This is a genomic window from Pseudomonas sp. NPDC089569 (assembly GCF_050280625.1).
Classification (GTDB): Bacteria; Pseudomonadota; Gammaproteobacteria; order Pseudomonadales; family Pseudomonadaceae; genus Aquipseudomonas.
Map to the genome: position 1 here is coordinate 34,334 of NZ_JBNNVQ010000029.1, position 26,492 is coordinate 60,825.

A 26,492-nucleotide genomic window follows, 5' to 3' on the forward strand; every position below is an offset into this window, starting at 1 on the left:
CCGGACATATGTCCGGTTTTTTTATGCAGGAGGCCGATTAACCCTCGGCTTTCTTTTCTGCCGATCCCAACTCCTTCAAACGCTGATCGATCAACTGGCACTTATCCGGCAGATCCTTGGCGGCAGTCCCCAGATCCATCTTCTGCAGTTCATCGTTGATCTCCTTGGCTTTCTTCGGATTCTGCTCGGTGAGTTTGGCGACTTCCCCGGCCAGTTGTTCGCGTTTGGCGGTGGCTTCCTCGGGGGTGCAGGCCCAGACGGGGAGGGCACAGGCGAAGACGGCGGCGAGGGTGAGCGTTATCAGGGTTTTCATGGGCGGGCCTCAATTCCGGTCGCGACGGGTTAACCGGTTGAGGGGTGCCGAATCCGAAAAGTTCAGTGCGAAGCGGGGCACCCGGCAAGGCGCCCGACTCCTGGCAACGCGGGTTATTCCCCGTGGCAGCAACTGGATTTTGTCCCTGTCTCATAGCGGTCGTGGTGCCGTACCCATTCCATGATTTCCTCTTCATTGCGGCCCTTGGGGGTCAGGTCTAGGTAGTTGTAGGCGCCCACCAGCAGGTCCAGACCGCGCGCATAAGTGGAATAGGTGTGGAAAATCTCGCCGGCATCATTGCGATAAAACACGCTCAGACCAGGCAGTTCTTCCTCGCTGCCATCGGTTTTTTCGTAGTTGTAGGTAGCCGTTCCAGCGGCGACATCCTCGGCTTTGGCCGTTACGCCAAAGTCATAGTTGAAATCGCTGCCTGCGGAGGAAACCCAATCGAATTTCCAGCCCATGCGTTGCTTGAATGCCTGGAATTCGGCAAACGGTGCGTGGGAAACCGCCACCAGGGCCACGTCATGATGAGCCAGGTGCTGATTGGCGCCATCGATATGGTCGGACAGGAACGAACAGCCGGAGCAACCCTCGTCCCAGTCCTTGGCAAACATGAAGTGATAAATGACCAACTGGCTGCGGCCGCCAAACAGGTCGGCGAGTTTGAGCTCGCCATGGGCACCCTGGAAGCGGTAGTCCTTGTCGATTTTTACCCAGGGCAGGGCGCGGCGTTCGGCGCTGAGCTTGTCCCGTTCACGGGTGAAGGCTTTTTCATTGGCCAGGTGCTGTTTGCGGGCAGCCAGCCATTCTTCCCGGGACACGACGGGATGATTCTGAATATTCATTGTGATTTCTCCTGCGGTGGGCTGGGAGGTGACTTACACAGCCTAGTCGTTTGACCTGCCTGCAACTCGACATACCGCCGGTCGGTAATCGCGAAAAACCGGGCTGAACGGCTGTCGAGCGCATCGGTCACAACTTATGAAGGCCCATACCCGGGCTGCGGAGGTGGCAGGATGACGACTTACAACTGGGATTTGATCGAACGCTTGCTGCACGAAGTACAGAACAGTGCTGGCCACAGCTTTACGCCAAGGCCCTATGCCGAACAGCATGCGGCAGAAAAAGCGGCGGCCGGCGAGCCGATCGAGAATCTGGATCACCTCAAGACTGTGGCCGGTGAATACGAAAAGTTACTGCTGGAGCGTGGCTACATCGAGCCGCGGCCCGAAGATCAGGGCGGCACCGGCACCAATTACATCCTGACGATGCGAGGCTCGCGCCTGCTGAGCCTGATCGACAGCAGCATCCCCGGCAATGAGCATCCGCGTCAGGTACTGGATGAACAGAACGATGCACTGGATGAAATGACGTTCGATGACGTGGCCTCCAGGGCGCAGATTGCCTGAAGACAAACGCAACCCTGTAGGAGCGAGCATGCTCGCGATGGTCGTTAACGATAACGCTTGCAGCCTGAGGGGCCGCGGTGCCTTGGCGTTCATCGCGAGCATGCTCGCTCCTACAGGTCAGTGTGCAGTTTTCAGGCACTTGAGATCGCTGAAGTCTTTCCTCACGCCTTCGATCTTCGTCTGCAACCGTTGCCGTTGCTGCGGCGTACTTTCGGCCATCAAGTCCACGAACAATGAGCGTGCCTGGGCTTCGGTCCTGGCGAAGGCCTGGCGGTAGGCAGGTGACCAGAGGCTCTCGCGATTGACCAGAAGCGTCTCGATTCGTTGGGGAAACTCCGGGCTGTGACGTTGAGACACGGCCGCACTGAACTGCTTCTGCCAGTGGGCGCGGTTAGCGATCCATTGCGTGTTCTGATCACCCAATGCGTTCGACCATGTCACGACACGTTGTCGCTGAGTGGCATTGAGTGCCCCGAGCCAGTCTCCGAGGCGCTTTTCCATACGCTCGCTGCGTTGCTTGACCTGCTGATCGAGGGACGGCTTGAGGTATTGCGCCTGGTGTTCGCGCTGGTCCCTGGCGAAGGCTTCGTTCATCTGCGCGACTTGTTTGTCATCCAGCCCCTGCAGCAATTCAATGGCGGACGGCGTGATTTCCCTTGCTGTTTCGGCGATGGCCTGCCTGGCTTCAGTTGCGCGTGCCTGCAACGCACTGTCGGTGACCTGGTTGGTGGCGATCATGGCCTGCAATCGGTCGAGCCAGTCGAGATAACCCGGCATTTGCGTGGTGCAATGCCAGCTCAGGTGTTCCTTCAGGCGTTCATTGAGCCAGCTTTTCTGCTCGCCGTTCATGTCCAGATAATCGCTGAGCGTCCAGGGGATGATGACGTCGAGATTGCGGTAGGCCAGGCTCATGCGATTGCACCCGCCGAGGGCGAGGGTGGCGATGAGCACGAGGGCGAGACGTTTCAACCACTGCGACATGCTGTGCGACATGGACCCATCCTTGCAAATACCAGGCTTCGGGAACTGATATTCATGTGAACGCAGGATCAGCCCCGCGGTTCAGCTCATCAATAGAAGGTGCGCTCGGCCTCGAGCGTGACCAGTCCGTCGCACTGGCTGTTGCATCCGGAGTACGCCGCGCATTCGCTCCCGCCGAGGCTGGAGTTGCTGTAGATCAGGTCGAGGTCGAGGTCACCGAGTTCGCGCTGGATGATTTGCGCGTTGGCCATTTGAAGAAGCCAAAAGACCGATGAGTAATGAGCAGGAAGGTTTGAGCCTGCGTCACTCCATGAGCAGCGAGGGCAGGTCGGGCCTGCTGAAACGCTTGATCCAGACGCGTGCAACGATACCGGCGAATGATCGGCATCGAGGGCCGTTCGTCGATTTTTTGCGGGATTGATAAGGGTATGGGGAGGAGATTGGGGTTCCAGCCCAGACGCTTCGAAGCTCAAAGCGCCTTTGGACGGAGGTGTTGCCGGATTTTACTTCTTGCCCAGGCTGATCTGTTTGGACGGGGCGAATGTCTGACCGCTGACGCCCTTGGCAATTTGCTGGATTTCACCGCCGGCCTTGAGGAATGCAGCAATCTGATCGTTGATCGACTCACTGGTTTCGACGGCTGGGGCTGGCTTTGCTTTGCTGTTGGAGGCTTTTACGCGCATGGCGGCCATTTACCTGTGGGAAATTAAAATGGCCGCGCATCGTACAGCAATCACTTGGCGGGTGCTTGGCCGATACTCGGGGTAATAGTTGACGGTGCAGGTGGATAATTGTCGATTAAAGGATTGAATTGACCTGCTAACTCGCTGTTTTCAAATAAAAACATTGTCTCGTTTGGATTCCGGCGGAGGTGGCTGCCGGCCCGGAATCGGTCTGACGAGTGGTAGCCGTCCAGTGCAGGACCGGGAAAATCAACGTCTCCAGGGACCTTTCCCGCATTGCCGGATCGCATCGGGCAAAACCGGGTAGAATGCCGCCACGCAATGAGGGTTTTGGACATGGCTTTAGTCGGGCGTTACAACAGTTTGCAAGTAGTTAAACACACAGACTTCGGTTTATATCTGGATGGCGGCGCGGACGGCGAAATACTTTTGCCTAACCGTTATATTCCAAAAGATATTCCCAGCGAAGATGAAGACTGGCTCAATGTTTTCATCTATCTGGATAGCGATGACAAACTAATCGCGACGACTGAAAAACCAAAAGTTCAGGTCGGTGAATTCGCCAGCCTGAAAGTTATTGAAGTCAACAGCATCGGCGTGTTCCTCGATTGGGGGCTGCCCAAGGATCTGCTGCTGCCGTTCTCGGAAGAAAAACGTCAGATGACGGCCGGCGAATACGCGGTCGTGCACGTGTATCTCGACAAACGCACCCGTCGCATCACCGCCACGACGCGTCTGGATCGCTATCTGGACAAGACTGCGGCCAACTACACCCAGGGTCAGGAAGTTGATTTGCTGGTTGCCGAAGCCACTGACATGGGCTTCAAGGCAATCATCAATAACAAGCACTGGGGGCTGATTCACAAGAATGAAATCTTCAAGTTCATGCGCTCCGGCATGCGCGAAAAGGGCTTCATCAAGGAAATTCGCAGCGACGGCAAGATCAGCCTGAGCCTGCAGCCGGTCGGTCAGGACGCGGCCACCAGCCTCAATTCGAAGATCCTGGCCAAGTTACGCGAGAACAGCGGCAGCCTGGCGGTCAGCGACAAGAGTGACCCGGCGGTGATCAGCAGCATGTTCGGCGTCAGCAAGGGCAACTTCAAGAAGGCCATCGGCGCGCTGTACAAGAGCGGACAGATTGTCATTCACGCTGATCGTATAGAACTGAGCTGACCTTCAGGCCGCTGATGCAGACGACCAGATGACGCCGGCGGGAATGAAAAGGTCTCTGCCAAGCGGCATTTTCTGGCCATCTGGTTAATAATCGACAGCACAATTTTTCGCCTCGACCCTGTTTGTCCAACAGGCAGGTCGGGGCTTTGTTTTATCTGTCGAGCCACTGCCATGGGTCTTGTTGTTTTCGAGGTTTTCCGGTGAGCGCCGCCCGGCGCAGCGCCGATGGATTTGCCCTGCAAGTGATGCTGGGACTTTGCCTTGTCTGGGGCATTCAGCAGGTGATGATCAAGTGGGCCGCGCCCGACATTGCGCCGGTGATGCAAGCGGCCGGACGTTCGGGCATGTCGGCACTGCTGGTGGGATTGCTGATCTGCTGGAAGGGCGGCTGGGACCAGGTCGGTAAAACCTGGCGCGGCGGGTTGCTGGCCGGCGCCTTGTTCGGCCTTGAGTTCTTCTTCATTTCCGAAGGCCTGCAGTTGACCACTGCCGCGCACATGTCCGTGTTCCTTTACACCGCACCGATCTTCACCGCACTGGGCGTGCATTGGCTCTTGCCCAGTGAGCGCCTGCGGCCCGTGCAATGGCTGGGGATATGCCTGGCTTTTGTCGGGATCGCGATTGCCTTTGCCGGGGGAATGTCCTGGGACAATCTCGATTACCGCATGTTGATGGGCGATGCGCTCGGCGTACTGGCTGGCGCGGCCTGGGGCGCGACGACGGTGGTGGTGCGGGCTTCACGCTTGTCGGAAGCACCGGTGACTCTGACCTTGTTCTATCAGTTGATCGTCGGTTTTGTCGGCCTGCTGTTGATCGCGTTGCTCAGCGGCCAGATCACCCATGTCAGCCTGAGCACCGTGGCGGTGGCCAGTGTGCTGTTCCAGGGTGTGGTGGTGTCGTTCTTCAGCTACCTGATCTGGTTCTGGCTGCTGCGGCGTTACCTGGCGGCCAACCTGGCGGTCTTTTCATTCATGACGCCGTTGTTCGGGGTGACGTTCGGCGTGGTTCTGCTGGGCGAAAAGCTGACCTTGAACTTTGTCATCGGTGCGGTGCTGGTGTTGTCCGGCATCACCTTCGTCAGCGCAGAACAATGGGTGCGCCGCCGTTTGCGCCGTGCGCTCGGGCAGTCCTGAACGAGCCGATTGACTTTCTCCAAAAATGAATAATATTGGGTGACTTGTTTATTTTTGGAGAGTGGTTCGTGGAACTCAGCCAATTGCGAATCTTCCAGGCGGTGGCGGAGGAAGCGTCCATTACCCGTGCCGCCGAGCGCCTGCATCGGGTTCCGTCCAACCTGTCGACACGGCTCAAGCAGCTTGAAGAACAGTTGGGCGTCGAATTGTTCGTACGCGAGCGTCAGCGTCTGCAGTTGTCGCCTGCTGGAAAGGTCCTGCTGGACTACACCGCCAGATTGTTCGCCTTGCATGACGAAGCCCAGGCGGCGGTGCAGGGCGGACAACCGGCCGGCGATTTTGTGCTCGGCACCATGTACAGCACGGCCGCCATTCACCTGCCGGCACTGTTGGCGCGTTATCACAAGCGCTATCCGGCAGTGAACCTGCAGGTGCAGTCGGGGCCCAGTGGCGAGTTGCTGGAGGGACTGCTCACCGGCCGTCTCGATGCGGCGCTGGTGGACGGCCCGCCGGAGCTGGCCGGGCTGGATGGCGTTCTGTTGTGTGAGGAGCGTTTTGTCTTGATCAGCGAAGCCGATCATCCGCCAGTGCTCAGTGCGCGGGATGTGGAAGGGCGTTCGGTGTTCACGTTTCGTCAAGGTTGCTCCTATCGGATGCGTCTTGAGTCCTGGTTCTCGCACTATCAAGCGGTGATGGGGCGGGCGATGGAGATCGAATCCTATCCGGGGATGCTTGCGTGTGTGATTGCCGGCTCCGGCGTGGCGCTGATGTCGGAGTCGATGCTCGCCAGTCTGCCGGGCCGTGAAAGCGTGGCGGTGCATCAATTGGCGGAGCCATTTGCCTCGGCGACCACCTGGCTGATGTGGCGCAAGGGCATGGTTGGTGCCAATCTCAATGCTTGGATCGAGGAGCAGCAAGCGCTCTACCCACCGGCACAAAGCCAGGCCCGGGCGATCGCTTGAGTCAGGAATTGTTAATGATTTAGTAACAGATCATTGCCACTTAGGGCGAGCATTGCTCAGAACTTCGGACTATTATCAGTTCGAAGCGACTACAGAATTCCGGTCGCTCGGCACTACCCTGAAGGGGGCACTATGAAAGAGAAAATCCAGAACTGGCTGCATGACCTGGGTGTCGCACTCGGTTTGATTGAACCGCCTCTGCAACCTGTGCCAATCCGCACCGACGACGAACAACGCCGACGTCAGCAGCGTCGCCGGTAACCCGCCGAGGGTTGAATGGATCATGCGATCGCGGCCAGGGCCGGCAGGCGTTGTGCCAGAGCTGCGATTGCCTTGTCCCGTGAGTTGCCACAGGCTCGACCCGCCACTGGGCGATCTTGATCCACCGAGGGTCAGTGGCGCCCGATCTCCATCAAGAACCGGCTCAAGTCATTCACCGTTCTGGCCGACTTGAGCATCCGGTCTTCCTCGGCGGTGAACGCCGTCAAGCCGAGTTCATCTTCCAGATGGAAGATCAGTTCCTCGATATCCGCCTTGTCCAATCCCAACTGCACCAGACTGGTGTTGTCGTCGAAGTCATCCTGACCCTCCAGCAGACGGCTGATGAAACGATGCACGGTGGCACGTACGGCAGCTCTTTTCATGATGATTCTTCGAGGGCTTTGTTGTTGTGTTGGCCCTCTGGTGAGTACAGCAGGCTTCAGGCGTGCCGGCGCTGCCACTCGTCAATCATGTGGCGCAGATGTTCCCCGGAAAAGCTGCCGAAGTGTCCACCGTGCACCGTGCGGATCGGCAGGGCGCGCAAGCGCTGCAGGCTGCGTGCGTAGTCATCGAGGTTGGAGTGGTAGGCGTCCTCGATCAGCGGGCCGTCGTAAATGATATCGCCGCTGAACAGGGTCTCGGTCGCGGCCTCGTACAGGCTGATGCCTCCCGGTGAATGACCCGGTGTGTGCAGCACTTGCAGTACCCGGTCACCCAGGTCCAGCACGTCTCCTTCTTCGATCATGCCCGTGGCCGGTGCGGCCTTGACCCGGTATTCGGCGTAGCACAACGGGCAATCGGGGTGGGCTTCGAACATGTCGTCACCGACGAACGCGGTGGATAGCGTGTTTTCGCCATCGGGTTCGGCGAGGATCTGCGCTTCGGCCGGATGGACCAGGCGCTCCGGGAATTCGTGATGCCCGGCAATGTGGTCAAAGTGGCAATGACTGGCCACTGCCACCAGCGGTCGTTCGGTGATCCATGGCAGCTGCTCGCGCAAGCTCACCAGTCCCGAGCCGCTATCGAGCAACAGGTCCTTGTCACGACCCTGTACATGCCACAGGTTGCAGCGGTAGAAGGGACGAATGTACGGCTCGTGGATTAGGCGGATGCCATCGCTGAGCTGCTTGACTTCGAACCATTGATCGCGGGAAACAATCTTCATCGAGGGGTTTTCTCCAGACGAAAAAAACGGGTGTGGCAACCGACGCCACACCCGCCGAAGAAAGCATCAAGTTGTTATGTTCAGCTTAGGCGGCGCTGGTTGCCAATGCCGGGCGGCGGGACATCAGGCTCACCAGGATGAAGCTCACCAGGCCCACAGCCAGGCTGTAGTAGATCGGGGTGTTGGCATCCAGACCGTCCTTGACCATGAACAGCAGGGCGGTCGCGAAGCCCAGGCCCATGCTGGCGATGGCGCCGGCGGTGGTGGCGCGTTTCCAGAAGATCGCACCGATCAGCGGGATCAGCATGCCGCCTACCAGCAGGTTGTAGGCCAGGGTCAGGGCGCTGATCACGTCGTTCACGACCAGAGCGATTGCCAGTACCACAAGACCGGTCAGCAGGGTCACCAGGCGGTTGAGGCCCAGGCTCGACTGTTTACCGCCACGCAGTTTCGGCAGCAGGTCTTCGGACAGCGTGGTAGCAGCGGCCAGCAGGCCGGCGCTGGCGGTGGACATCAAGGCGGCCAGTGCGGCAGCGATGACCAGGCCACGGATACCGTCAGGCAGCGACAGTTTGACGATGGCGGCGAAAGCGTTGTTGACGTTGTCCAGATCCGGGATCAGTACGTGTGCAGCCATGCCGATCAGGGCGCAGGCCAGACCGTAGATGATGCAGTAGATACCGGCAGCGGTACCGGCAACCTGAGCCACTTTGGCGGTCTTGACGGTGAACACCCGTTGCCAGATGTCCTGACCGATCAGGATGCCGAAGAAGTAGATCACGAAGTAGGTGATGATGGTGTCCCAGCCGATGGTGGTGAAGCTGAAGCTTGCAGCCGGCAGTTTTGCCACCAGTTGATCCCAGCCACCGACGCGGAACATGCAGATTGGCAGCAGGATGAACATCAGACCAACAGTCTTGATGATGAACTGGACGATGTCAGTCAGGGTCAGGGACCACATGCCGCCGATGGCCGAGTAGATCACCACGACGCCACCGCCGAGCAGTACCGAGATCCAGAACGGCAGGCCGAACAGAACTTGCAGTACGGTGCCGATTGCCAGGATCGAGACCACGCCGATCATCAGCGCGTAGGCCAGCATGATCACCGCGCTCGCGGAGCGAGCCATCGGGTTGTAGCGCTTTTCCAGCACCTGGGTAACGGTGTAGATCTTGAGCTTCAACAGAGGTTTGGCGAGGAACAGGTTCAGCGCCACGATGCCGCAGCCCAGGGCGGCGCACAGCCAGAAACCGGAGATGCCATGGACATAGCCCAGACGCACGGTGCCCACGGTGGACGCGCCACCCAGTACAGTCGCAGCCATGGTGCCCATGTACAGGCTAGGGCCAAGGTTACGACCAGCGACCAAAAACTCTTCGTTGGTCTTGGCCTTGCGCATGCCGTAATAGCCAAGCAGCAGCATCCCGGCGGCGTAGATGAGTACGACGAATAAATCCAAAGCCATGATGGCGTGTCTCCGATTGTCTTTTTTATGCTGTAACTGAAATCAATCTTGTTCCGTAGGAGCGAGGCTTGCCCGCGAAAAGGCGCCGCGGCGAGTCAGACTTTCCGCGTTATCGTTCTTCGCGGGCGAGCCTCGCTCCTACAGGTCAAGCTGTTTGGCCAAGAGCCGATTTGGCGAGCGAATCCTTGCTCTTGCTGCGAGGGTCGTTCGGACCGAACACAGCACTCGATTCAGGGAACAGGCTCAGCAGCGCCAGGTACACCAGCGAAGCCAGGCCCAGGGTGACCGGCAGACTGATGTCGATACCGCCCGCCATTTCGCCCAGAGGTCCGACAAACTGACCCGGCAGGTTCACAAAGCACAGGCCGACGGCCGCGCTCGGAATCCAGGCACCCATGCCACGCCAGTTCCAGCCGTGGTTGAACCAGTAGCGACCACCTTTTTCGCCACGGGTGAACACTTGCAGGTCGTCAGGGCAGTAGAAGCCGCGACGGACCACCAGGCCGATGATCATGATCACCATCCATGGGGTGGTGCAGGTGATGATCAGCACGGCGAAGGTCGACACGCTCTGCACCAGGTTGGCCGCGAAGCGCCCGATGAAGATGAAGGCGATCGAGATCACACCGATCAGCAACGTCGCCTTGACCCGCGACAGAACCCGCGGGAACACGCTGGACATGTCCAGGCCCGTGCCGTAGAGCGAGGTCGTACCGGTGGACATGCCGCCGATCACTGCAATCAGGCACACCGGCAGGAAGAACCAGTTCGGCGATACCGCCAGCAGGCCGCCGACGTAGTTGTTGGCCGCGATGTAGTCCGGGGCCTTGATTGCCACGATGGTCGCGGTGGTCAGGCCGAACAGGAACGGAATGAAGGTCGCGATCTGCGAGATCACCACGGCCGCCATGATTCGGCGCTTGGAGGTGTCACGCGGAATGTAGCGAGACCAGTCGCCGAGGAACGCGCCGAAGGAAATCGGGTTGCTCATGGCCACCAGCGCAGCGCCGATGAAAGCAGCCCAGAAGCCCGGTTGGCCCATGCCTACGGTACCGGCGTAGTTCACATCAAATGGACCGGCGAAGGCGAAGATGCCCAGCAGGAACAACAGGCTGGCGCTCCACACGGCGATCTTGTTGACCCACAGCAGGAAGCGGAAACCATAGATGCAGACGGTCAGCACCAGAATCGCGAACAGACCATAGGCCAGGCCCAGGGTCAGGTCGGTTTCCGGCAGGCCGATCAAGCGTTTGGCACCACCGATCAGTGCATCACCCGAGCTCCAGACAGAGAGCGAGAAGAATGCGATCGCGGTCAGCAGTGACAGGAACGAACCGACGATCCGCCCGTGCACGCCAAAGTGCGCGCCGGAAGAAACGGCGTTGTTAGTGCCGTTGATCGGGCCGAACAGGCCCATCGGCGCCAGAATCAGCGAGCCCAGCAACACGCCCAGCACAATTGCCAGCGCTCCGGCTTGAAAAGACAGGCCGAACAGCACCGGGAAACTGCCGAGAACGGCAGTGGCGAATGTATTGGAGCCCCCGAAGATCATCCGGAACAAGTCCGTCGGGCCTGCGGTGCGCTCGTTGTCCGGGATCTGTTCAACCCCGTAGGTTTCAATTTGTGTAAGGCTTTGGTCTTTGTTGTTGTTATTCATGATCTGCTCCGATCATAAAGGCGCGCTCATCGTGCGTGAGCGTCACCTGTGTTGGCTAAGGGGTTGGCAGCCCTTACGGCAAGGCGGACAAGTGTTCGTGGCAGGCCAGCCATTGGCCTTGTTGTTCCTGGCCAGACGCTTGTTTTTTGAAAACAATCGTCTCGCGCTCCTGGCTGAAGTGTTGCTCCCCTTGCATGCGCAGCTCGGTGGCCACGTCATGGATGAATATCGCGACGTCACCCTGCAGGCTGACAAACGCGTTGCTCGAGGTGCACGACAGCACCTCGAAGCCATCATCGGCACGCCAGCTGTCCCACAACACCTGATAGGCGTCGCGGGTCAGCAGGGGCTGTTCGAGGGTGTAGAAGACGAAGCTGGCATCGGCGCTGAAAGCGCCGAAGTAGGCTTCGCGATCATTGCGGGCGAAGGCGGATACCAGATCGGCAGCCGCTTTCAAAACCTGATCACGTTCGTTCATGAACAACCCTCAGCGGTGAACCACGCCTGGCAGTACGCAGAGCATTTCGTACAGCAGGTTCGCGGCCAGCAGCGAGGTGTTGCCGGTGGTGTCGTAAGCGGGCGAGACTTCTACCAGATCGCAACCGATCAGGTCGAGGCCCTGGCAGCCGCGTACGATTTCGATGGCTTGAATGGTCGTCAGGCCGCCGATTTCCGGAGTGCCGGTGCCTGGAGCCCACGCCGGGTCGATACCGTCGATGTCGAAGCTCAGGTAAACCGGGCCGCCACCGACTTTCTCGCGTACTTCAGCCATCAGAGGCTCAAGGGACTTGTGCCAGCATTCTTCGGCCTGAACCACGCGGAAGCCCTGGTTACGGCTCCAGTTGAAGTCGTCGGCGGTGTAGCCCTGGGCGCGCAGACCGATCTGGACGACACGGTCCGGGTCGATCAGGCCTTCCTCGACGGCGCGACGGAAGGTGGTGCCGTGGGCGATTTTCTCGCCGAACATGTGATCGTTGACATCGGCGTGGGCGTCGATGTGCACCAGGCCGACCTTGCCGTGCTTCTTATGGATGGCACGCAGGATCGGCAGGGTGATGGTGTGGTCGCCACCCAGGGTCAGGGGGATCACATCGTGCTCAAGGATGTTGTCGTAGGCTTCTTCGATGATGCGAACGGCATCGAGCAGGTTGAAGGTGTTGATGGCAACGTCGCCGATGTCGGCAACCGACAGCGAGTCGAACGGCGCCGCACCGGTAGCCATGTTGTACGGGCGGATCATTACCGATTCGGTACGGATGTCACGAGGCCCGAAGCGGGTGCCGGGACGCAGCGAAGTACCGATGTCCAGTGGCACGCCTACGAAGGCAGCGTCCAGGCCGGCAGCAGTTTCCAGGTGGGGGAGTCGCAGCATGGTGGCGATGCCGCCGAAGCGCGGCATTTCGTTGCCGCCCAGTGGTTGGTGAAGAATCTTGTCCACGGGTAGGGCCTCATCATCGTTGTTTTATTTATGCAGGTGCACCGCTCACGGGAGGTACGGGCACCACTGTGAGCGGATTCTGCGAAATGTAGTGGCGGTAAAGAATCGCTACGGGCAAAAACTTAGTTCAGATTTTTCTAAACTAATGGCGAGAGCAGAGATAGACTCTCTCCCGTGCTCGTTCCCACGCTCTGCGTGGGAACGCATCCACGGACGCTCCGCGTCCAGCTGTTTTCATGCATGTGACGCAGAGCGTCACGGGCTGCATTCCCACGCAGAGCGTGGGAACGATCGACCGGTTCTGGAGTACCCCCATGGCCAACGCTTTACCCGACCTGAAACTATTGCGCATTTTCGTCAGCGTGGTGCGTCATCAGGGATTCGCCAACGCCCAGCAGGAACTCAACCTCTCGACGTCGGCGATCAGCACCTACATGAGCCAGCTCGAATCGGCGCTGGGCCTGGTGCTGTGCCATCGCGGACGTGGCGGGTTCAGCCTGACCAGCAAGGGCGAGCTGTTCCATCAGGAAACCCTGCGCTTGCTCGGTGAACTGGAAGGTTTCGAACAATACGCTGCCGCACTCAAGGGCGAGTTGCGCGGTACGCTCAACCTTGGCGTGATCGACTCGACGGTCAGCGACAAGGCCCTGCCGTTCGCCGAGGCCATCGGCGCCTATAGCCAGGAACACCCGGCGGTGCATTTGCACTTGTCGGTCATGAGCCCCTACGAACTGCAACTGGGCGTGCAGGATAACCGCCTCGACCTGGCCATCGGTGCGTTCTCCACGCGCATGAGCGGTCTGGTGTACATGCCGTTGTACCGCGAACAGCATTGGCTGTATTGCAGCACGCGGCATCCGCTGTTCAACGAAAGGCGTATCCCCGAGCAGGTCATTACCCAGCAACGCATGGTCGGTCGGGGCTACTGGAGCCAGGCGGAACTTGCCCGCCACGGTTTCAAGCACAGTGCCGCGACGGTGGAGAGTATGGAGGCGCAGCTGATCCTGGTGCTGTCCGGCGCCTATATCGGTTACCTGCCGGAGCATTACGCCCAGGCCTGGGCCGACAAGGGCGAGTTGCGCGTTTTGTTGCCGGCGACCTTCGGTTATCAGGCGCCGTTCTCGATGATCGTACGCCGGGGACGCAGCCGTGAGCCGTTGATCCAGACCTTTCGGGACCTGCTCAAGGCACAACTGAACCAGGCTGTCTGAGGAAAACAAGCGATGTCCAGAATTCAATGCCCGCGTTGCCTGCGCCCGCAAAGCCATTGCCTGTGCCCGCTGATCCCCAGCCTCGACAGCCGTACCCGCGTGCTGCTGTTGCAGCATCCGAGCGAAGTGAATCATGCACTGAACACAGCACGTCTGGCGGCATTGGGCTTGAACAATGCCGAGTTGATCGTCGGCGAAGTGTTCGAAAACCTGCCGGCACTGCTGGATCGGCCGGGGTATCAGGCGCGGTTGTTGTTTCCCGGCGAACAGGCGCAGCCATTGCAAGCCTGTGGCGCCAGTGATGAACCGATCCTGTTGGTGGTACCGGACGGCACCTGGCGCAAGGCGCGCAAGCTGTTGCATATGAACCCGCTGCTGGCTGCGTTGCCGAGGGTGACACTGGCCGGGGACGGCGTGTCGCGCTACCGGTTGCGCAAGGCACCGGGTCCGGGAGCGTTGTCGACGGTGGAGGCGATCGTGCAGGCGCTGGAAACCCTGGAAGCCCCGGCGTCTTTTGCGCCGTTGCTCAAGCCGTTCGAGGCGTTGATCGAAGGGCAGATTGCGGCGATGGGGGAGGAGACCTTCCAGCGCAATCACGGACAATGATCGTTCCCATGCTCCGCGTGGGAACGCATCCAGTGACGCTCTGCGTCACAAAAAAGCAAGGAACGCGGAGCGTCCCGGGCGGCATTCCCACGCGGAGCGTGGGAACCATCAGGTCCTGCACTACCTTTCCCGCATCGCCTCGGTCCGCGCTTTCAACACCGGTTTAAGCAGGTAGTCCAGCACCGTTTTCTCCCCGGTGATGATATCCACGGTCGCCACCATCCCCGGAATGATCAGCAGCGGCTTCACGTCCCCGCCCAAATGGTTTTTGTCGGTGCGTACCTGAATCAGGTAGAAGCTGTTGCCCTTGTCATCGGTGATGGTGTCGGCACCGATCAGTTCCAGTTTGGCGCTCAGGCCGCCGTAGATCGTGTAGTCGTAGGCACTGAACTTGACCATGGCTTTCTGGCCCGGGTGCAGGAAGGCCACGTCCTGTGGACGCACTTTTGCCTCGATCAGCAGGTTGTCTTCCAGAGGCACGATTTCCACCATGTCGCTGCCTGGCTGGACCACGCCACCGATGGTGTTGACCTTCAAGACCTTGATGATGCCCTTGACCGGCGAATTCACTGTGGTGCGGGTCACGCGGTCGTCGATCGCGATGCTCGATGCGGTGATCTTCGACAGGTCCGTGCGTTTCTCATTCAGCTCCTTGGCCGCTTCCGAGCGGAAGGTCTGTTCCGACTCGTCGATCTTGCTTCTGATCTCGGCAATCGCCGATTCCGCCCGTGGAATCGCCAGCGTGGTGGCATTGAGCGAGCCGCGGATTTCAACGGCGCTGCGTTTGAGGCGCAGGATCTCCACCGGTGACACGGCACCGGTCTTGACCAGTGGCTCGGACATGCCCATTTCCTGATTGACCAGTGCCAGGCTTGAACTGTATTGCCCCGCTTTCGAGCGGAACTCCGCCAGTTCCTGGGTTTTTTGCCGCAGTTGCTCCGAGAGGGTTCGTTGTTCGCTGGCCAGGCGACGTTGCCGTTGTTCGTACAAAGAGCGCTCGTCTTCGGCCACTTGCGGTGCCTTGGCTTTCACTTCTTCGGAGAGCGTGAACGGCCGGCCCTCTGCTTCGGCCGACAGCCTCTCGACCTGAGCGGTCAGGGCATAACGATCGGCCTCGCTTTCGCCTTTGTTCGACAGGTAACGGGTGTCATCGAGGCGCAACAGGGTGTCGCCCTTATTCACCATTTGTCCCTCGCGTACGAAGATCTCGGTGACGATTCCGCCCTCCAGGTTCTGGATCACCTGCACCTTGCTCGACGGAATCGCCTTGCCTTCGCCCATGGTGACTTCCTGCAGCACGGCGAACTTGGCCCAGACCAGAGCGCTGATCAACAGCGCCGCGGCCAGCCATACGGTGATGCGCGACCAGCGCGGGGAGTCCTGCAACGAGGCGCCGGCGGTTTCCGGCATGAATTCGGCCTCGGCGCTTTTACCGAAGCTGTCGAAGTAGCCGCGTCCTTTGGATGAAGCCGGTTGCGAGGCAGACATGGCGCGACTCCTAGACAGCCGCAGAGCCGACACGGCCCTTGCGCAGTGCATCGATGACCGCTTCTTTCGGCCCGTCGGCGACGATCCGCCCGTTATCCAGCACCACCAGGCGATCCACCAGGCTGAGCATCGACGTCCGGTGAGTGACCAGCAGCATGGTTTTGCCCTGGACCCAGCCGTGGAGTTTTTGCCGCAAGGCATCTTCGCTGCTGTTGTCCATGGCGCTGGTAGGTTCGTCGAGCAGCATGATTGGCGGATCGAGCAGCAGGGCCCGGGCCAGCAGCACGGCCTGGCGCTGTCCGCCCGAGAGCAGTTGTCCGCGCTCGCCGACGGGGCGGTCAAAGCCTTGCGGGTGTTGCCGGGCCAACTCGGTGACGCCGGTCATCTGCGCCACTTCGAGCATGCGTGCATCGCTGACATAGCGCGCACCGAGGGTCAGGTTATCGCGCAGGCTGCCGGCCAGCAGCGGCAGGTCGTGGGCGACGTAACCGATCTGGTGGCGCAGGTCGGCGACATCCAGTTGCCGCAAATCCAGGCCATCGAGCAGCAACTGCCCTTCGGCGGGTTCCAGGAACCCCATCACCAGGCGGGCCAGGGTGCTTTTGCCCGAGCCGCTGCGGCCGATGATGCCGACCCGTTCGCCGGGTTTCACGCTGAAGCTGATGTTGGCCAGCGCCGGGGCGCTCTGGCCGTTGTAGTGGAAGGTCACGCCGATCACATCCAGCGCGCCCTGCAGTTGCGTGCGCTCCAGTGGCCGTTGCCTGGCGTCCCGTTCCTGAGGCAGCGACATCAGTGCGTCGGTGCTTTTCATGGTCAGTTGCGCTTGCTGGTAGCGGGTAATCAGCCCGGCGATCTGGCCCAGCGGCGCCAGCACACGACTGCCGAGCATGTAGGAGGCCACCAGCGCGCCGACACTGAGGTTGCCGGCGATGATGCTGTAGACCCCGGCAACGATGGTTGCCATGCCGGAAAGCTGCTGGATGAACAGCGTACCGTTGGTCGCCAGCGCAGCAAGATTGCGCGCATGACTGTCGAGGCGGGTGAGGGCACCATGAGTGCTTTCCCATTTGTGCTGGCGCTCGCTTTCGGCACTGCAGGCCTTCAGGGTTTCCAGGCCGCCGAGGGTTTCGATCAGCAGGGCCTGGCGCTCGGCGCCCAGTTTCAGGCTTTGCTGGACGGTGTCGCGAAGTCGCGCCTGAATCACCAGGGCGAAAATGATCGTGACCGGAAACGCCAGGATCGGAATCACCACCAGCCAGCCGCCGAGCAAACCGATCACCAGCAGCATCAACAGGGCAAAGGGCAGGTCGATGAGGCTGGTCAGGGTCACGGCGGTGAGAAATTCCCGCAGTCCCTGGAAGTCATGAATGCTCTGGGCGAAACCGCCGATGGTTGCCGGTCTGGCCTTCATCGCCATGCCGGTGATGCGCTCGAACAGCGTGGCCGACAGGATCACATCGGTTTTCTTCCCGGCCGTGTCGAGCAAATGCGCACGCACCACACGCAGCACCAATTCGAAGCCCGTACCGATCAGCAGGCCGATCACCAGTACCCACAGCGTGGACGTGGCCTGGTTCGGCACGACCCGATCATAGGTCTGCATCACGAACAGCGGCACCATCAGGCCCAACAGGTTGATCAGGAAACTCGCCAGGATCGCATCGCTGTACAGCCATTTGGACAGCTTCAGGGTGTCGCGAAACCAGGCCTGTACCCGTGGCACCAAGGGTGAACGCAGGTCCTCCAGTTCATGTCGCGGCCGGGCGAACAGGGCCTGGCCGCTGTAGTGCTCGGCCAGCTCTTCAGGGCTGACCCATTGCTCGCCGCCGTCGGCTTCGCTGGGCAGGATCAGCACGCGGCCGTCATCGCCAATACGACGCAGGATCGCGGTGCGATGGTTGTTCAGCAGCAGCAGCACCGGCAGGTTGAGCGGCGAGATGTCCTTGAGGGCGCGCCGCAGCAGACGCGCCTGCAAACCGGCCCGGGCCGCTGCGCGTGGCAGCAGGTCCAGGCTCAGGCGTTGGTGTGCCATTGGCAGCCCGGCACTGAGGCTGGCACGACTGACCGTCGCGCCATGGAGTTTGCACAGAATCAGCAGACCATCCAGAAGCGGGTCATCGAAGCTCAGGCGTGGATCGATACCGGCATCGCCAGGGTTCATGCTGGTCACATTGAGCGCTCCCTTGCATTACTTCAATTCAGGCAGACGAGCTTCGTTTTTGACTTCGGTCTGGGCGATCGCATCGGCGGGCAGCACGACCCGTTGTTTGCTCAACAGCTGGCCCATGTTCGACAGTACACGGTACATCGAAAACTCTTCGGTGTAGCGTACTTCGGTATAGCGGCGGTTGGCGTTGTAGAGTTCGTTTTCACTGTCCAGCAGGTCGAGCAAGGTCCGTTGGCCGAGGCCGAACTGGTCCTGATAAGCGACGCGTACGCGCTTGCTGGTTTCGGCGTATTCGCGGGCGGTCGGCGTTTGTTTCTTGGCATTGACCATGGCGTTCCAGGCCAGGTGAATGTTTTCGTTGAGCTGGCGCAGAGCGTTGTTGCGGATGTCCATCGCCTGATTGATCTTGTGCGCATCCGATTGCAGGCGGGCCTTGTCGCTGCCGCCACGGAACAGGTTGTAGTTCATCACCACACCGACCCGCCATTCGTTGTCATGGCCGACATCACCCTGGACGTTATTGTTGGCCCCCACTGCCGCTTCGGCATCGAGACGTGGGTAAAACGGCGACTTGGCCACTTCGTACTGGCTCTCGGCCGATTGCACGTCGGCCTGGGCGGACTTCAGGTAAGGGTTGTTTTCCACCATGCTCTGTTGGGCTTCCTGCAGGGTGGCTGGCACTTCGCCGCGGGTCGATGGCGGTGTTTCGAGTTCATCGGGCAGGCGTCCGACGACGGCGTAGAAGTTCGATTCGGCGTCGGCCAGATCGACTTCGGCGGTGTCCAGGTTGTTTTCCGCCAGCGCCCGACGAGCGGCGGACTGATCGGCGTCGGCGTTGCTGCCCACACCACGTTCGGTACGCAGGCCGATCTGGTCGTTGACCCGCAGGTGGGCCTGCAGGTTGTTCTTGGCCAGGGTCACCAGTTCGCGGCGCTTGAGCACTTCCAGATACACCTCGATGGTGCGCAGGGCCAGGTCCTGGGCGGTGCCCTGAGCGAAGTAGGCCCGGGAGCTCACCACGCCTTTGGTGCGTTCGACTTCGTTGGCGGTATTGAAACCGTCGAAAAGCATTTGCCGCAGGCGCAATTCCGACTGGGTGTAATTGAGAGTTTCCGTGTGGTGACTACCAAATGCCCGGGTGTTGGTGTTGTCGCTGTACCCGCGCCCGTAGGCGGCATTCAGATCGACCGATGGATAAAAGCCCCCCTTGGCGACCTTCACGTCTTCATCTGCCGACCGACGGCTGTCCACGCGCGATGCCAGCTCCGGATGGGTGGCGATGGTGCTTTGGATCGCTTCGGTCAAGGTCATGGCAGATGCCTGAAAGTTACAGGCCATGGCCAAAAGAACCGCGCTGCAAAGGGGGGTTATATGGCGCATGGTGACATCTCCCTGAGTCCTAAATGGTGCTTTATCAGTCGCCAATATTTTGACGACATTTATAGGTAAACCGTTTCATGCTTTTAACAACAGAGCTAAGAACATTCTGGGGAGAAGCTAAGAAGTATTTTTCATAATGGTTATGCCGAAAAAAACTTATGCGCTCCGCAAAATCCAGCACATTGTTCACTGGGAAAGCCCTTGATTTATGAGCTTTAGGGCGCTCATCAGGGCCTCATGGAAAGTTCCGACTCAAGAATCGACATAGGGCGGAGAAGTGCTGGAGGGGAGGGAAGCGTGATGGAGTTTGGTGACGGTTTTTTGTCACTTTAAGGGTTCACATCCGTTACGCATCGCTCGTTGGGCAGGTTGTTCGCGTTGTGACACCCGATGCTGCTGATTGCACAGGGTTTTACCTCAACGTGAAGCCGGCCCGCGGGCAACACGCCAGGCGGGATCGTCGCCAGGACAGCGGCTTTTTCAAGCATTCCCGCTGACCGCTGGACGAACCGTCGGGTGACCCGCTTGAGCCATCCACAAGCATGATCTCCGCAACAAAAAAGGGTGCCGACGGTGGTTGGCAGCGGAGGAAATGCACATGGCTACGCTCATCGGTATTGTCAGTAAGGTCATCGGTCAGGTTTTCGCGGTGGCGGGCGACGGCACACGTCGCGTGCTGATCGAGGGGGATCGGCTGTTTGCCGGTGATCAACTCAATACCGGTGCCGAAGGCGCGGTGGCTGTGCATCTGCAAAACGGTCAGGAGCTGACGCTGGGGCGAGGCAGCAGCCTGCAAATGAGTGCGCAGTTGCTGGCCCATCAGTCGCCTCACGTGGACACGGCCGAGGCGGTAACGCCCAGCCAGGCGCAGTTGAGTGATGTCGAGCAATTGCAAAAAGCCATTGCTGCCGGTGACGACCCGACTCAGACCGCTGAGGCCACGGCGGCAGGTCCCGGCTCGACAGGGCCCGGCAATGGGGCGCTTGGCGGGGGCCACAGTTTTGTCATGCTTGAAGAGGTCGGTGGACGGGTCGACCCGATCGTTGGCTTCCCCACGGCCGGTTTCAACGGCATCCCCGAATTTCCCCTGGAGCGCCACAACGCCGATATCAATACCGATACCGGAGCAGCGGCCCCCGTGATCACTGCTCCCGCCGTGAACAATCCCGTCACCCTCAACGGCCTGTCGGTGGCAGGCGGTGAACTGACCCTCAGCGAAGCCAATCTCGCCGACGGCTCGGCCAGTAATCCCGGTGCATTGACCCAGAGCGGCACCTTCACCATCAACGCGCCCGACGGCTTGAGCAGCCTGAGCATCGGCGGGATCAACGTCATCAGCGGTGGTGTCGTCGCGGGCTTTCCGCAGTCGATCACAACCCCGTTGGGGAGCACGCTGACCGTCACCGGCTACAACCCGGCCACAGGCGTAGTGAGTTACAGCTACACCCTCAACGGTAGCGAAACCCATTCGTCCGGTGACGGCACCACCCTCAGCGAGCACTTCACCGTGGTGGCCGGCGACACCAATGGCGACACCGCAACGGGGTCCCTTGACGTCAACATCACCGATGACGTGCCCAAGGCGGTTGATGACAGCAACGCCAACACCGCCTCGGAAACCCGCCTGACCCTCGACGGCAACGTGCTGACCAACGACGTGCAAGGCGCCGACCGCGTGGCCATCGGTCCCGACAGCGGCCCGGTCACGCCGGGCACCTTTGTCGGTACCTATGGCACGTTGGTGCTTAATGCCAATGGCACCTACACCTACACCCTGAACACCAACGACGCCGATTTCAAAGCCCTGCACGGCGGCGGTAATGGCACCGAGACCTTCACCTACACCCTGACCGATGCCGACGGCGACACCAGCACCGCCCACCTGGTGCTGAACATCCACAACAACGATGACGGCGTGACCCTCAATGGCTTGAACGTCGAGGGTGGCGCACTCAACGTCTACGAGAAAAACCTCGGCGACGGCAGCAGCCCGGATGCCGCGGCGCTGACCCAGAGTGGTACGTTCACCATCACCGCGCCGGACGGTGTGCAGACTTTGAGTATCGGCGGCATCAACGTGGTGGTCGGCGGCGTCAGCGCAGGCTTCCCGCAATCCATCGTCACGCCAATGGGCAGCACGTTGACCATCACCGGGTTCAATGCCGCGACCGGCGTGGTCAGTTACAGCTACACCTTGACCGACAACGAGGCGCATCCGACCGCCAATGGCGCCAACAACCTGTCCGAACACTTCAACGTCACCGTGGTCGATGACAACGGCACCACAGCCAATGGCAGTCTGAACGTCAACATCGTCGACGACGTGCCCAAGGCCATGGACGACAGCAACGCCAATACCGCCTCGGAAACCCGCCTGACCCTCGACGGCAACGTACTGACCAACGACGTGCAAGGCGCCGACCGCGTGGCCGTCGGGCCCGACAGCGGCCCTATCACGCCGGGTACGTTCGTCGGCACCTACGGCACGTTGGTGCTCAATGCCAACGGCACCTACACCTACACCCTGAACACCAACGACGCCGACTTCAAAGCCCTGCACGGCGGCGGCAACGGCACCGAGACGTTTACCTACACGCTGACCGATGCCGACGGCGACACCAGCACCGCCCACCTGGTGCTGAACATCCACAACAACGATGACGGCGTGACCCTCAACGGCCTCGATGTCAGCGGCGGCGAGCTGACGGTCCACGAGAAAAACCTCACCTACGGCAGCAGCCCCGATGCCGCGGCCCTGACCCAGAGCGGCACCTTTACCGTCACCGCGCCGGATGGCCTGAAAAGCCTGGTGGTGGGCGGCATCGCGGTGATCAGCGATGGCGTGGCGGCGGGCTTCCCGCAAACGGCCACGACGGCGCTGGGCAGCACCTTCACCATCACCGGCTACAACCCGGCCACGGGCGTGGTGAGTTACAGCTACACCCTGAACTACACCGATCCTCATCACCCGACAGGCGACGGCGCCAACAGCATCAGAGAGAACATCAGCGTTGTCGCCACCGACAGCGACGGCAGCACGGCGCACGGCGAAATCAACGTCAACGTCATCGATGACGTGCCCACCGCCCACGCCGATGCTGTGTCGGTCGGCGAGGGCGGCGTGGTCACCGGCAACGTGCTGTGGAACGACGTCGGCGGCGCCGATGGCCCGGCGGCGGGCGGCGGGGTAGTCGGCGTGCGTGCAGGCTCGGACACCTCGACCCCGGCCATCGGCGGCCTGGGCAGCCCGATCAACGGCACCTACGGCTACCTGACGCTGGATGCCCACGGCAACGCCGAGTACCACAGCTACCCGAACGGCGTGAGCGGCCCCGGCGCCACGGACACCTTCACCTACACCCTGCGCGATGCCGACGGCGATGAAAGCACCACCACCATCACCGTCGACGTGCACAACAGCTGCCTGGTGGCGAGCAGCGACAACGAGGTGACCGTCTACGAAAAAGCCCTCGACCTGAGCAAGGACGGCCAGGACCTGGCCGCCGGCAGCGTCACCGGCAGCGACCCGAGCAATACCGGCGAAACCGCCAGCGGCAGCCTGGCCGGTTCGGTCCATGGCGGCAGCGGTGCGATCACCTACAGCCTGGTCGGCAGCGCCACCGGCACCTATGGGCAGATTTTGCTCAACCCCGACGGCAGCTACACCTACACCCTGACCTCACCGGCGAGCACGACGCCACACGGCAATGACGGCGCGAACGTCCTGCACGAAACCTTTACCTATCAGGCCACCGATGCGCTGGGCAACATCAGCACCAGCACAATCGTGGTCAACATCGTCGACGACGTGCCCACCGCCCATGCCGACATGGCCTCGGTCGGCGAGGGCGGCATCGTCTCCGGCAATGTGTTGTGGAACGACGTCGGCGGTGCCGACGGCCCGGCGGCGGGCGGCGGGGTGGTCGGCGTGCGCGCCGGTTCGGACACTTCGACCCCGGCCATCGGCGGTCTGGGCAGCCCGATCAATGGCACCTATGGCTACCTGACGCTGGACGCCCACGGCAACGCCGAGTACCACAGCTACCCGAACGGCGTCAGTGGCCCTGGCGCGAGCGACACCTTCACCTACACCCTGCGCGATGCCGACGGCGACGAAAGTACCACCACCATCACCGTCGACGTGCACAACAGCTGCCTGGTGGCAAGCAGCGACAACGACGTCACCGTCTACGAAAAAGCCCTCGACCTGAGCAAGGACGGCCAGGACCTGGCCCCCGGCAGCGTCACCGGCAGCGACCCGGGCAATACCGGCGAAACCGCCAGCGGCAGCCTGGCCGGTTCGGTTCACGGCGGCAGCGGTACGATCACCTACAGCCTGGTGGGCAGCGCCATCGGGACCTACGGGCAGATCCTGCTCCATCCCGACGGCAGCTACACCTACACCCTGACGTCACCGGCGAGCACGACACCGCACACCAATGACGGCGCGAACGTCCTGCACGAAACCTTTACCTACCAGGCCACCGACGCGCTGGGCAACATCAGCACCAGCACCATCGTGGTCAACATCGTCGACGACGTGCCCACCGCCCATGCCGACATGGCCTCGGTCGGCGAAGGCGGCATCGTCTCCGGCAACGTGCTGTGGAACGACGTCGGCGGTGCTGACGGTCCGGCGGCGGGCGGCGGTGTGGTCGGCGTGCGCGCCGGCTCGGACACCTCGACCCCGGCCATCGGCGGTCTGGGCAGTCCGATCAACGGCACCTACGGCTATCTGACACTGGACGCCCATGGCAACGCCGAGTACCACAGCTACCCGAACGGCGTCAGCGGCCCCGGTGCGACCGACACCTTCACCTACACCCTGCGCGATGCCGACGGCGATGAAAGCACCACCACCATCACCGTCGACGTGCACAACAGCTGCCTGGTGGCAAGCAGCGACAACGACGTCACCGTCTACGAAAAAGCCCTCGACCTGAGCAAGGACGGCCAGGACCTGGCCCCCGGCAACGTCACCGGCAGCGAACCGGGCAACAGCGGCGAAACCGCCAGCAGCAGCCTGGCCGGTTCGGTCCACGGCGGCAGCGGTACGATCACCTACAGCCTGGTGGGCAGCGCCACCGGCACCTACGGGCAGATCCTGCTCAATCCCGACGGCAGCTACACCTACACCCTGACTTCGGCACCCAAAACCTCGCCAGGCGCCAACGACGGCCCCAATACCCTGAGCGAAACCTTTACCTACAAAGCCACCGATGCGCTGGGCAACAGCACCACCAGCTCCATCGTGGTCAACATTGTCGATGACGTGCCCAAGGCCGTGGGTGCCGAGCGGTCGGTGGCGGCAGTGGAGGTCGATTCCAACCTGCTGCTGGTGATCGACGTGTCCGGCAGCATGGCCGATGCTTCGGGGGTATCCGGTCTCTCGCGCCTGGATCTTGCCAAGCAGGCCATCAGTGCCTTGCTCGACAAGTACGATGACCTCGGTGATGTCAAAGTGCAGATCGTCACGTTCAGCAGCAATGCCACCGACAAGACCTCCACGTGGGTCGATGTGGCGACAGCCAAGTCGATTATCTCCGGCCTGTCGGCGGGCGGCGGTACCAACTACGACGCAGCGATCTCGGTGGCGCAAATCGCGTTCGACACCAGCGGCAAACTGACGGGCGCCCAGAACGTCGGTTACTTCTTCTCCGATGGCAAACCCAATCAAGGGGATATCAACAGTTCGGATGAGGCCGCGTGGAAAACCTTCCTCGAAACCCATGACATCAAGAACTACGCGATAGGCCTGGGTAATGGTGTGGGCAATGCCAACCTCGATCCGCTGGCTTATGACGGCAGCACCGGCACCAACACCAATGCCGTGGTGGTCAATGATCTTGGCCAGCTCAACTCGGTATTGTCGGGCACCGTGATCGGTGCGCCGGTGACCGGTTCGCTGTTGGGCGAGGGCGGTACTTTCGGTGCCGACGGTGGCTTCATCAAGACCCTCACGGTTGATGGCACCACCTACACCTATGACCCCAAAGGCAACAACAACCAGGGGTCGCTGAGCTTCAGTGGCGGTGCCAATCACGGCACCTTCGACACGATCAACAACACGTTGAGCATCGCCACCGATAACAAGGGCACCCTGGTGGTGAACCTCGATACCGGCGACTACTCCTACGTTTCGCAGAAAGCCACTTCGGTGGGGCTCACGGAAAACATCGGCTATACCGTCAGCGATAACGACGGCGATCTCGCCAGTTCGACATTGGCGGTCAAGGTCATTGCGAATGCGCCTCCGGTAGCCACCGATGATCACATCATCACCAATGTGCTCTCGGGCAGCGTGACGGTGCCGGGTGAATTGCTGCTGGCCAACGACACCGATGCCGATGGCGATTCGTTGAACGCCTCGCCGACGACCTTCAACACGGGGTGGACTGCAAAGGGTGCGGATTTCACCGGCACCGGCGCGATCAACTTCTCCGGCAACGGCGCAAGGCCGGACAACCAGAACCTGGCCGACGTGCGCAGCGCATTCTCGGCCAACGCCGCGACCATGACCGCCATGCTGGTTATCAGCGGTTATCTCGGGCCAGTCACCGCCGGTAATACCAACGACGAGGACCGCATCACCGTCAATCTCAAGCAGGGTGAAACACTCAACCTGGATCACAACCTGGCGGCCGGCCATATCACCATGGAGTACTCCATCAATGGCGGTGCCTGGACGGCCATCGCTGACGGCCAGACCATCACGGCGGCATCCGACGGCGTTTATCAGATCCACGTGACCAACATCACCAACACCAGTGGCAGCAACACCAACGCGGCGGAAAACTATCAGCTGACCATGAAACTCAATTACGCCGGTGCCAGCGATGTCGCCCCGGACTATCACGGCACCTACACGGCCAGCGACAACCATGGGGGCAGCGACACTGCCAACGTGACCATCAGCTACCAGGACAGCCACACGCTCACCGGCACAGCAGGAAATGACACGCTGGTGGCGGGCGATGGCGATAACATTCTCAATGGC

21 protein-coding genes and 1 pseudogene are annotated in these 26,492 nt (G+C 60.8%); 8 read left to right on the forward strand and 14 right to left on the reverse strand.

The features are described 5' to 3' along the window. Positions 1-37: 37 nt before the first annotated feature. Positions 38-313: a hypothetical protein gene (locus ACQKP2_RS14325; protein WP_427577301.1), complete on the reverse strand. Its 276-nt coding sequence runs from the start codon at positions 311-313 to the stop codon at positions 38-40. A 113-nt stretch (positions 314-426) separates the two neighbouring features. Next, positions 427-1,161, reverse strand: coding sequence for a DUF899 domain-containing protein (locus ACQKP2_RS14330; RefSeq protein ID WP_427577302.1), 735 nt, complete (start codon positions 1,159-1,161; stop codon positions 427-429). A gap of 171 nt (positions 1,162-1,332) precedes the next feature. Between ACQKP2_RS14330 and ACQKP2_RS14335 the strand changes: the two genes are divergently transcribed. Then, positions 1,333-1,725, forward strand: coding sequence for a transcriptional regulator (locus ACQKP2_RS14335; protein ID WP_427577303.1), 393 nt, complete (start codon positions 1,333-1,335; stop codon positions 1,723-1,725). Positions 1,726-1,842: 117 nt separating this feature from the next. Here the strand turns inward: ACQKP2_RS14335 and ACQKP2_RS14340 are convergent, their stop codons facing one another. The 3 genes and pseudogenes from ACQKP2_RS14340 to ACQKP2_RS14350 form a co-directional block, all read right to left on the reverse strand. Then, positions 1,843-2,706 (reverse strand): DUF6279 family lipoprotein, encoded by an 864-nt coding sequence (locus ACQKP2_RS14340; protein ID WP_427577324.1) that lies wholly within the window; start codon positions 2,704-2,706, stop codon positions 1,843-1,845. An 89-nt stretch (positions 2,707-2,795) separates the two neighbouring features. Next, positions 2,796-2,918 (reverse strand): annotated as a pseudogene (locus ACQKP2_RS14345) (TorF family putative porin); the annotation flags it as partial. 291 nt (positions 2,919-3,209) lie between these two features. Beyond that, positions 3,210-3,398 carry a hypothetical protein gene (locus ACQKP2_RS14350; protein WP_427577304.1) on the reverse strand — a complete coding sequence of 63 codons (189 nt, stop codon included), beginning with the start codon at positions 3,396-3,398 and terminating at the stop codon, positions 3,210-3,212. Between the two features lie 327 nt (positions 3,399-3,725). Here ACQKP2_RS14350 and ACQKP2_RS14355 point away from each other — a divergent pair, with 327 nt between their 5' ends. The 4 genes from ACQKP2_RS14355 (at position 3,726) to ACQKP2_RS14370 (ending at position 6,918) form a co-directional block, all read left to right on the forward strand. Then, on the forward strand, positions 3,726-4,562 hold the full coding sequence (locus ACQKP2_RS14355) for a CvfB family protein (protein WP_427577306.1): 837 nt from the start codon (positions 3,726-3,728) through the stop codon (positions 4,560-4,562). Between the two features lie 200 nt (positions 4,563-4,762). Beyond that, the gene (locus ACQKP2_RS14360; protein WP_427577307.1) at positions 4,763-5,695 is read left to right on the forward strand and encodes a DMT family transporter; all 933 of its coding nucleotides are present in this window, start codon (positions 4,763-4,765) and stop codon (positions 5,693-5,695) included. 68 nt (positions 5,696-5,763) lie between these two features. After that, positions 5,764-6,657, forward strand: a complete 894-nt coding sequence (ptrR, locus tag ACQKP2_RS14365; protein WP_427577309.1) for a putrescine utilization regulator PtrR — start codon at positions 5,764-5,766, stop codon at positions 6,655-6,657. Positions 6,658-6,789: 132 nt separating this feature from the next. Beyond that, positions 6,790-6,918 (forward strand): PA1414 family protein, encoded by a 129-nt coding sequence (locus ACQKP2_RS14370; protein WP_007914492.1) that lies wholly within the window; start codon positions 6,790-6,792, stop codon positions 6,916-6,918. A gap of 131 nt (positions 6,919-7,049) precedes the next feature. On the opposite strand, the gene ACQKP2_RS14375 is transcribed toward ACQKP2_RS14370, so the two are convergent. The 6 genes from ACQKP2_RS14375 to speB form a co-directional block, all read right to left on the reverse strand. Next, complete coding sequence (locus ACQKP2_RS14375) at positions 7,050-7,301, reverse strand: acyl carrier protein (RefSeq protein ID WP_427577310.1); 252 nt, start codon at positions 7,299-7,301, stop codon at positions 7,050-7,052. 56 nt (positions 7,302-7,357) lie between these two features. Further along, entirely contained in the window at positions 7,358-8,083 is a 726-nt protein-coding gene (locus ACQKP2_RS14380; RefSeq protein ID WP_427577311.1) for an MBL fold metallo-hydrolase, read from the reverse strand. A gap of 85 nt (positions 8,084-8,168) precedes the next feature. After that, on the reverse strand, positions 8,169-9,548 hold the full coding sequence (locus ACQKP2_RS14385) for a sodium:solute symporter (RefSeq protein WP_427577312.1): 1,380 nt from the start codon (positions 9,546-9,548) through the stop codon (positions 8,169-8,171). 145 nt (positions 9,549-9,693) lie between these two features. Further along, entirely contained in the window at positions 9,694-11,205 is a 1,512-nt protein-coding gene (locus ACQKP2_RS14390) for a purine-cytosine permease family protein (RefSeq protein ID WP_427577313.1), read from the reverse strand. A 73-nt stretch (positions 11,206-11,278) separates the two neighbouring features. Further along, positions 11,279-11,683 carry a YybH family protein gene (locus tag ACQKP2_RS14395; protein WP_427577314.1) on the reverse strand — a complete coding sequence of 135 codons (405 nt, stop codon included), beginning with the start codon at positions 11,681-11,683 and terminating at the stop codon, positions 11,279-11,281. 9 nt (positions 11,684-11,692) lie between these two features. Next, positions 11,693-12,643: an agmatinase gene (gene speB, locus ACQKP2_RS14400; protein ID WP_427577315.1), complete on the reverse strand. Its 951-nt coding sequence runs from the start codon at positions 12,641-12,643 to the stop codon at positions 11,693-11,695. Positions 12,644-12,957: 314 nt separating this feature from the next. On the opposite strand from speB, the gene ACQKP2_RS14405 reads away from it, so the two are divergent. Both ACQKP2_RS14405 and ACQKP2_RS14410 read left to right on the forward strand, forming a co-directional pair. After that, positions 12,958-13,854, forward strand: a complete 897-nt coding sequence (locus ACQKP2_RS14405; RefSeq protein WP_427577317.1) for a LysR family transcriptional regulator — start codon at positions 12,958-12,960, stop codon at positions 13,852-13,854. 12 nt (positions 13,855-13,866) lie between these two features. Continuing rightward, on the forward strand, positions 13,867-14,460 hold the full coding sequence (locus ACQKP2_RS14410) for a tRNA-uridine aminocarboxypropyltransferase (RefSeq protein WP_427577318.1): 594 nt from the start codon (positions 13,867-13,869) through the stop codon (positions 14,458-14,460). A 120-nt stretch (positions 14,461-14,580) separates the two neighbouring features. Here the strand turns inward: ACQKP2_RS14410 and ACQKP2_RS14415 are convergent, their stop codons facing one another. From ACQKP2_RS14415 to ACQKP2_RS14425, 3 genes are read right to left on the reverse strand one after another with little or no spacing between them, the layout of a single operon-like run. After that, entirely contained in the window at positions 14,581-15,948 is a 1,368-nt protein-coding gene (locus ACQKP2_RS14415) for an HlyD family type I secretion periplasmic adaptor subunit (protein ID WP_427577319.1), read from the reverse strand. Positions 15,949-15,958: 10 nt separating this feature from the next. After that, entirely contained in the window at positions 15,959-18,118 is a 2,160-nt protein-coding gene (locus ACQKP2_RS14420) for a type I secretion system permease/ATPase (RefSeq protein ID WP_427577321.1), read from the reverse strand. Positions 18,119-18,136: 18 nt separating this feature from the next. Next, positions 18,137-19,495, reverse strand: coding sequence for a TolC family outer membrane protein (locus ACQKP2_RS14425; protein WP_427577322.1), 1,359 nt, complete (start codon positions 19,493-19,495; stop codon positions 18,137-18,139). A 598-nt stretch (positions 19,496-20,093) separates the two neighbouring features. Here ACQKP2_RS14425 and ACQKP2_RS14430 point away from each other — a divergent pair. After that, positions 20,094-26,492: retention module-containing protein (locus ACQKP2_RS14430; protein ID WP_427577323.1), on the forward strand; the 6,399-nt coding region annotated here is incomplete at its 3' end.

What these genes read in the sequence shown, in the direction of transcription:
- ACQKP2_RS14325 (WP_427577301.1), bottom strand. Translation starts at nt 313, where the DNA reads ATGAAAACCCTGATAACGCTCACCCTCGCCGCCGTCTTCGCCTGTGCC.
- ACQKP2_RS14330 (WP_427577302.1), bottom strand. Translation starts at nt 1,161, where the DNA reads ATGAATATTCAGAATCATCCCGTCGTGTCCCGGGAAGAATGGCTGGCT.
- ACQKP2_RS14335 (WP_427577303.1), top strand. Translation starts at nt 1,333, where the DNA reads ATGACGACTTACAACTGGGATTTGATCGAACGCTTGCTGCACGAAGTA.
- ACQKP2_RS14340 (WP_427577324.1), bottom strand. Translation starts at nt 2,706, where the DNA reads ATGTCGCAGTGGTTGAAACGTCTCGCCCTCGTGCTCATCGCCACCCTC.
- ACQKP2_RS14350 (WP_427577304.1), bottom strand. Translation starts at nt 3,398, where the DNA reads ATGGCCGCCATGCGCGTAAAAGCCTCCAACAGCAAAGCAAAGCCAGCC.
- ACQKP2_RS14355 (WP_427577306.1), top strand. Translation starts at nt 3,726, where the DNA reads ATGGCTTTAGTCGGGCGTTACAACAGTTTGCAAGTAGTTAAACACACA.
- ACQKP2_RS14370 (WP_007914492.1), top strand. Translation starts at nt 6,790, where the DNA reads ATGAAAGAGAAAATCCAGAACTGGCTGCATGACCTGGGTGTCGCACTC.
- ACQKP2_RS14375 (WP_427577310.1), bottom strand. Translation starts at nt 7,301, where the DNA reads ATGAAAAGAGCTGCCGTACGTGCCACCGTGCATCGTTTCATCAGCCGT.
- ACQKP2_RS14380 (WP_427577311.1), bottom strand. Translation starts at nt 8,083, where the DNA reads ATGAAGATTGTTTCCCGCGATCAATGGTTCGAAGTCAAGCAGCTCAGC.
- ACQKP2_RS14385 (WP_427577312.1), bottom strand. Translation starts at nt 9,548, where the DNA reads ATGGCTTTGGATTTATTCGTCGTACTCATCTACGCCGCCGGGATGCTG.
- ACQKP2_RS14390 (WP_427577313.1), bottom strand. Translation starts at nt 11,205, where the DNA reads ATGAATAACAACAACAAAGACCAAAGCCTTACACAAATTGAAACCTAC.
- ACQKP2_RS14395 (WP_427577314.1), bottom strand. Translation starts at nt 11,683, where the DNA reads ATGAACGAACGTGATCAGGTTTTGAAAGCGGCTGCCGATCTGGTATCC.
- ACQKP2_RS14405 (WP_427577317.1), top strand. Translation starts at nt 12,958, where the DNA reads ATGGCCAACGCTTTACCCGACCTGAAACTATTGCGCATTTTCGTCAGC.
- ACQKP2_RS14410 (WP_427577318.1), top strand. Translation starts at nt 13,867, where the DNA reads ATGTCCAGAATTCAATGCCCGCGTTGCCTGCGCCCGCAAAGCCATTGC.
- ACQKP2_RS14415 (WP_427577319.1), bottom strand. Translation starts at nt 15,948, where the DNA reads ATGTCTGCCTCGCAACCGGCTTCATCCAAAGGACGCGGCTACTTCGAC.
- ACQKP2_RS14425 (WP_427577322.1), bottom strand. Translation starts at nt 19,495, where the DNA reads ATGCGCCATATAACCCCCCTTTGCAGCGCGGTTCTTTTGGCCATGGCC.